At 40.4% G+C, this 7,156-nt stretch carries 7 protein-coding genes; 1 reads left to right on the plus strand and 6 read right to left on the minus strand.

Annotation, left to right across the window (positions count from 1 at the left end; translation table 11 throughout):
* Window positions 1-59 precede the first annotated feature (59 nt).
* From KV40_RS29925 to KV40_RS29950, 6 genes are all read right to left on the minus strand, one after another.
* The gene (locus KV40_RS29925; protein WP_036489056.1) at window positions 60-347 is read right to left on the minus strand and encodes a hypothetical protein; all 288 of its coding nucleotides are present in this window, start codon (window positions 345-347) and stop codon (window positions 60-62) included.
* Between the two features lie 20 nt (window positions 348-367).
* Window positions 368-745: a hypothetical protein gene (locus KV40_RS29930; RefSeq protein WP_036489058.1), complete on the minus strand. Its 378-nt coding sequence runs from the start codon at window positions 743-745 to the stop codon at window positions 368-370.
* A 124-nt stretch (window positions 746-869) separates the two neighbouring features.
* Complete coding sequence (locus KV40_RS29935) at window positions 870-2,285, minus strand: transposase (RefSeq protein WP_036489060.1); 1,416 nt, start codon at window positions 2,283-2,285, stop codon at window positions 870-872.
* Between the two features lie 90 nt (window positions 2,286-2,375).
* The gene (locus KV40_RS29940) at window positions 2,376-3,269 is read right to left on the minus strand and encodes a copper resistance protein B (protein ID WP_036489062.1); all 894 of its coding nucleotides are present in this window, start codon (window positions 3,267-3,269) and stop codon (window positions 2,376-2,378) included.
* Between the two features lie 96 nt (window positions 3,270-3,365).
* Window positions 3,366-5,357 carry a copper resistance system multicopper oxidase gene (locus KV40_RS29945; protein WP_036489064.1) on the minus strand — a complete coding sequence of 664 codons (1,992 nt, stop codon included), beginning with the start codon at window positions 5,355-5,357 and terminating at the stop codon, window positions 3,366-3,368.
* 152 nt (window positions 5,358-5,509) lie between these two features.
* The gene (locus KV40_RS29950) at window positions 5,510-5,848 is read right to left on the minus strand and encodes a hypothetical protein (RefSeq protein ID WP_253274427.1); all 339 of its coding nucleotides are present in this window, start codon (window positions 5,846-5,848) and stop codon (window positions 5,510-5,512) included.
* A gap of 701 nt (window positions 5,849-6,549) precedes the next feature.
* On the opposite strand from KV40_RS29950, the gene KV40_RS29955 reads away from it, so the two are divergent.
* On the plus strand, window positions 6,550-7,065 hold the full coding sequence (locus KV40_RS29955) for a DUF2808 domain-containing protein (protein WP_253274428.1): 516 nt from the start codon (window positions 6,550-6,552) through the stop codon (window positions 7,063-7,065).
* Window positions 7,066-7,156: the final 91 nt, after the last annotated feature.

The following is a 7,156-nucleotide window of genomic DNA, read 5'->3' on the forward strand; positions in this document are numbered from 1 at the left end:
CAAACTCGAAAATAATAAAGATGGTAGCAGCCTACTAACTCATTAAAATATGTCCTTTACTAATGTCTTTTACGTATTTTTCTTCTAGTTTGCAACCACATGATTATTCCTGTAAAGATAAGCATTAACACGCCGAAAGCATTGAGTAGAGGGTAAATTACTTCTAAGTTTATGCGACCAAATTTTCCCCGATGAAAATCTAGCAGCCAAATAAACTGCTCTGCTTTTCCCGTACTAACTGCTACTTGAAACAACGAACCCGTGATAGAGGTTAACAGGAGGGGGAAAAACATGATGGGCGCAAACCAATAGTGAAGGTGGCGCAGACGAGCTTTGTTAATTGCCATAACTGATTTTTATTTACAGTTTATTTGTACATCCATCTTTTAAGAGCTACCAGTAGTAAAGGACTTGCTAGTAACAAAACGAACAAAGATTCTCCCATGATAGGTACTATATCGGCTCGTGCTGGCTCTGATACTGAATCGGGACTGGCAGGGGGAACGACTTCGCTTTCGGTAATGTTAGTTTCTTGTTTTACAGAAGTGTTTTGAGGTTTAGAATCGTCATCTTTTTGAGGTATTTGAGATTTGTTATCAGTTTGTTCCTTTATTGCTGGTTGTTCGACCTTATTTTCTGATGAGCTTGAATGTCCTGCATGAGCCAATGTCGGTCTTGTGGGCATAATAAATGATATTGCGCCGATTAAAAAGGCGGTTGTAGCGATCGCTCTACCGTGTTTCATAACGTTCTACTTTTATCAAAACTATATACATTTTAAGGTGGCAAAGAAAAATGAAATCAGAATGAAATTAGGATTAGCGATCGCCATTGTTTAACTAACATTAGCTAAACTCGACTTTATCCAATCAAGCAGCATAGATAGCAAAATCTCTCAAACGATTGAATAAAGGACGAGGGACTTTTATGATGTCAGCAGAATTAGATGACATGGAAAAAGTGCTAGCCCATAGAAATCGGCGTACCAGAGCCAAGGCATCAGAAAAAGTAGGTAGAGATTTGACATACCAACTTTTTTGTCTAGTAGTCCAAGTAAAATCGGTTTGTAAACGATGAGCCAAAAGAGTAACCAGAGAAAATAGCCCTAAAATAAGAGGAGTGGTACGTGCGATCGCCAAATCTGACCATTGACGTTGAGTCTCCAGTCCTAAGTGTCTTCTAACTTCTTCAACAGCTCGATTGGATATGGCGAGGCAACCTCGCCATCCCTCTCGCTCAAAAGTTACTTCCATTTGCCAACGACGTACGAACCACTCAAGGATTTGCTGAGGTTGATACTCTTGATGAGTACACAACAAAGCTTGTGGTTTAAATTTATTTAGTGGGTCGCGCACTAAGACCCAACGAATTGGAACAACAGGTAGCCCAGTATGATACCAGACAGCCACCCCAGTAGTAATTTCAACTGTTCGTTCTGTTTCTCCGTACCAATTAGCAAGTGTAATTTTTGACCAATCTGTACCCGCATCAATTAAAACTTGCTCTAAGTTGGGTAATCTTTTTCCTTTGAGACGAGGACGACCCATAGTACCTGGAGGTCTTAGTGATGCAGGTTCATAAAGTGCAGCATCTAAACGAAGGCGAGTAATCATCGCTACGGATGATACAAATCGAGAATAGTTACTAACGGCAGAAAGTAATTCCAATGCTGCAAAACTACTGTCGGCAACTATGACTAGCTCTCGATTTGGAAGCCATCGTTTAACTTGCAAAATCATTTGCCTTGCCCAATCCGTTAATTTTTTATGCTGACGTTGTTGTTTTTGATGGTAGCGTTCGGATGGAGCTAAAGCTGTAAAAAATGGTAAGCCCCAAACTTTTTTTGCCCAAGGAATTTCTACCAACAACATCATTGATAACCAACGTAAACCACTGACTTTGACAAAATGGCTATGACTCGACCGTACTGGGTCGCGATAAATGCCTTTAGCTTTGATATTCTTCCCTTTTCGTCGTTCTATCGTATCGTCTATCCCGCAGACAATTATTCCCTTGGGAATAAATGCCATAACTAAAGTTGTTAGTAGTATCTTGCTTGCTCGGAGGTTTGACCAAACTGCACGATTTAATACTCGATGATAATTTTGGAAGTTTGGCTTATCCGACAGTCCCATCACTTCTAGTATTGAAGTTACAGTTCGTTTTCCTGTGGCTAAAATACTACCGACCAACATTAGCTGAACATGATTCCAAACCTTTTTGGAGAAGAGATCGGCAAAAGGTAGGAGAACACTGATAATTTCAACAGGTAGATTGAAACTCATACTTCGAGCTTAACGATACACCAAAAATACTCTATCGTTATTCGACTTCACTTTTCTCTCACAATGGATAAAGTCGAGCTAAAAATATATTTAGAAAAGTAGTCTTAAACCCGCTACCAAAGCAAAGTTATCCGTACTCTCACCTTCCTCTCTGGCTAATTCTGCTGTATCACCAAATTTGCGCGTCCAGTTGACTCCCGCATAAGGAGCAAATTTTCGGCTAATTTCGTAACGTAGTCGTAATCCCAATTCAATGTCATTTAAACCAGAACCGACCCCAAACTCTTCTACATCCTGAATAGCAATATTTGTCTCCAATTCTGGCTGTAAAACCAACCTCTGAGTCAGAAGTAGCTGATATTCAGCACCAAGTCGCGCCGAAACATCTCCATCTTGACTGACAAAAACAGAAGCATCTACTTCAAAAAGGTAAGGAGCTAAACCCTGAATGCCAATTACACCAGAAGCTCTTGCAGGACCTCCTTCAGAACTGTAAACCTGGTCGTATTTTAGCCCAGCCTGAAGATCGAAGAAAGGAGAAATTAATTTACCATAAAGAAGCTGTAGCTCTGCTTCTCCATCTCCCGTATCTAAACCGACATCTCCTTCGGTCTTAATCCATAGTCGCTGATAATCGCCTCCAACCCAGCCAATTCCATCCCAATTAAAGGTATCTTCTCCATCGTTGGCGCGGTACTCTAACTGGTCTAACAAAAGCAAATAATAAGTTCGATTATCACCTATGGGCGAGGGCCAATCTTCTCTAGGTAATTTTGGAAGATCGATATTACCATTATCGGACTGAGATAAGCGCGATCGTTCTCCCTCAGTAAGCATCTCTGCTTTTTGGCTGTTGTTTGTGTGGGTACTAGCTTCTATGCCCAATTCTGGTTCGGCAACTACAGCAGGTGCCAAGAAAAGAATACTAAGTATGCTTACCAATCCAGCAGGGGTAGAGCGATAACCTCGGTCATTTATTCTCATAGGTAATTTGGCTGGAATCCCAGCCTAAAATAAAACATGGATAACCTAGATAATTTGGCATAAGCTAATACCAGATCTAGAGATTATAGATATTGACTAGGTTGTACTGGTTGGGCGATCGACAACAGCCACAGTGCGGAACATACCTACCTTCATGTGATAGAGCAGGTGACAGTGAAAAGCCCAGTATCCTGGCGCATCGGCATCAATATCGACCGATACTCGCTCGGCGGGTTTGACGTTTAAAGTATGTTTGCGTGGTTGGTTTAGTCCACTACCATTAACCAACTCCATCCACATACCATGTAGATGGATCGGATGTTCCATCATCGTGTCGTTGATGAACGTAAGTCTCAGTCGTTCCCCGTCAAAGAAAGTTATTGGCTCTTCTATCTGAGAAAATTTTTTGCCATCAAACGACCACATATATCGTTCCATGTTGCCTGTCAGATGTAGCTCTATTTCCCGTTCTGGCGATCGCTGCTTTTGATTGGGTTTTAGGCTAATTAGATTGTTATAAACCAGTACGCGATGATTTTCCGTATTCTCCAAACCAATACCAGGCTCATCTAATCTACTTTTTGACATCATCGCTACGCCAGAGTTCCCCGCACCATGAGTATCGGCACTGTGCATTACACCTTGGTTATCGGACATTGAGCTATTTTCATTCATGTCCATACCTGGCATATCGTGAGAATTGTTATTTCCCATGTTCATCCCTGGCATATTGTGAGAAGAGTTATTACTTTCCATGTCCATGCCAGACATATCATGAGACATAGAATTATTTCCGCTCATGTCCATGCCAGACATATTATGAGAAGAATTATTACTTCCCATGTTCATCCCTGGCATATTGTGAGAATTACTGCCACTCATGTCCATACCTGGCATATCATGAGACATAGAGTTATTTTCTCCCATGTCCATACCTGACATATCGTGAGAGGAATTATTTTCTCCCATGTCCATACCTGACATATCTCCTGCCATTCCCATATCTGCCATAGTGCGTATAGGGCGCGATCGCCCTTCGGGAATTGCTGCGCTCATTCCCTGACGAGGTGCGAGAGTTCCCCGCGCATAGCCACTGCGATCCATAGTTTCGGCAAAAATAGTATAGGCTGTATTTTTCTGTGGCTCGACAATGACATCGTAAGTTTCAGCCGTAGCAATGCGAAATTCATCTACCTCAACGGGCTTAATATTTTGACCGTCGGCTTGAACTACGCTCATCTTAAGCCCAGGGATGCGGATATCGAAGTATGTCATCGCCGAACCATTAATGAACCTTAAACGAACTTTCTCTCCTGGTTTAAAAAGCCCCGTCCAGTTGGCATCTGATGCCATGCCGTTCATCAAATAAGTGTAGGTAGCACCAGTAACATCGGCAATGTCGGTAGGATCCATTCGCATTCGATTCCAAGCCAAATTCTTACCAAGCTGTCCTATAGTCGGTCTTTGGTAATTGTAGTAAGGACTCATTTTCTTGAGATTGGCAAGAACGTCATAGGGATCTTCAAAAGTCCAGTCTGACAGCAACACTACATAATCGCGATCGTATTCAAAGGGTTCTGGTTCGATAGGATCGATGATTATAGGACCATAGTGACCCAACTGCTCTTGCAGTCCACTATGGCTGTGATACCAATAAGTACCGCTTTGTTTGACTGGGAAGCGATAGGTAAAAGTCTCTCCAGGCTTAATGCCAGCGTAACTAATTCCAGGAACTCCATCCATTTCTCGTGGGACGATGAGTCCGTGCCAGTGAAGTGATGTGTCTTCGTCGAGATTGTTTGTCACCTGTATTGTTGCAGTTTGCCCTTCTCTCAGACGTACTAAAGGTCCTGGGATCGAACCGTTAACTGTTAAAGTAGAGGCATTTTTGCTGGCAATCGGCAGCTTGGTTTGTTGAATTTGCAAGTCAATGAGATCGGAATACTTACCTTTATTTCTAGGTTCGTTTGCTGTGACCACTTGTTTGGCATATGCGGGTATGAGGCTATCGAGTCCCAAGGCTATGCTCATTCCAGCAGTGAAGCGGAGAAAATTTCGTCTATTCAGTGTACTGGATTTATTTTTCATTAGTGTTATGAATCCATCACGCAAGCTAGTAAAGTGTTCGAGAAAACTTAAATTTTGACTTTATATCCAATCTATACTTTGTCGCATTTTGTCGTTTACCCATCTATGTGACATGGTAGACGGGATAACGTAATATCTTGCAGGCAAGCTGTTTACTCATCTGACGTTGGCGAATCGTTCTGTCTTGGCATTTGCCGTTCGTCAGAGTTCATCATTTCGTGATTCATATTCATTTCGGAGTTATCGGGACATTTTTTCATTGACATTTGGTGTTCCTCAGAACCCATTTGCTCTTGATTCATATTCATCTCAGAGTTATCAGAACATTCTGGCATCGGCATTTGTTGTCCATCAGAATTCATCATCTGTTCGTGATTCATTTGAGAATTACCATCATGTTGTTCGGCAGTGGCAGCGCGGTTGCCAATACTAATAGTTAAAGCTGTCATCGCTGCTATTACTGTTAGACTTCTAAAAACTTTTGAAGACATACTCATAGTTTTACTTCCAAAAAGCTGTAAAAATTTGTTATCAATCTTTGAGTATATACCAGAAAAATTAAATCAGGATGAAATCGACAAACTCGATTTRTTTTAAATATKTRATATACAAAAYATTACATTATTTTATTGCAWTTAAGGTTGAAGTAAAAACTCTATTAATTTTGWCAATATCATCTYRATTTCATATTTATATGTCATCCTATCTTCAAAGGATATCYATAACAGACGTTATTTGTATCCTTACACCAAAGAGATAAGCTTCTAAATTCTCAAGTGTTAGTGCCAAAATGCCTTGAAAATTTAGAAGCTTTTTTTGTTTTGTTTCAATAAAACTATATAAAAATATTTATTTTGTAAATTAGGACAAAATCTATCTTTTGACATAAAAGTCTTATATAAACAGTGTCGGTAGAGATATAAAATAGTTTTTAAACCTTTTATAACACTGTTAGATTTTAAAATGTCATTCTAATTTCATTTTTATATGACAACTTATTAAATATAGAAACTGTAATTAGATGAAGTTAAAACTTTGCAGAATAAATACTTATTTAAGACGCGTTAGCAATATTCGTTTTTAGTAAGGCTTTTTCTTTATAGTTAACTTCTTTTAAGAGTTTCTCAAGCAAATTGGAGGTTTCAAAATGTATAGATCGTTCATCAAATTTTCGTTGAGTACCAGTGCTTTGATGCTAGGTACATTATTGCCTATTTCTTTAAACACGGTGTCGGCTTCAGCAGTAGAAATGACTGACGGACAAACTGTTTTTAGCCGCGCTCCTCGTATAGTCAGAGCTGCTGCCACTTATAATAGGAGAAGGAATCCCTTTGCTGCCTATCAATTTACGATAGAAGTGCCTGAAGATGCAAAACAAGCCCTTAGAGCAGTGAAGATCGAACAAAAAAGAGATATTAATACTGTGGAATTTAAAGGTAGTAAAAGTAGTGCCTTTTATGGCGATAGCTTGGCTGGAGGCTCTCCTGTATCTTTGGCTGCTGTTGGAGGAGAAGAATCACAACCTGGAGAAATTACCGTCGAATTCGAGCAGCCGATAGAGCCTGGCAATACGGTAACAGTATCGGTCAAACCCAGAAGAAATCCCTTTGTAGCTGGAGTATATCAATTTGGCATTACTGCCTACCCTGCTGGTGAAAACAGTCAGGGAATGTATCTCGGTTCTCGTCGTATCAACATTTACGAATAAACTGAGTGAAATTTTGGAGATGGGGTTTGTCTGGGTGCGATTCATTGATGTCGGGAACTTCTAATTCCAGGACAAGACCTGGGAATTAAGC

This window comes from Myxosarcina sp. GI1, from assembly GCF_000756305.1.
Lineage (GTDB): Bacteria > Cyanobacteriota > Cyanobacteriia > Cyanobacteriales > Xenococcaceae > Myxosarcina.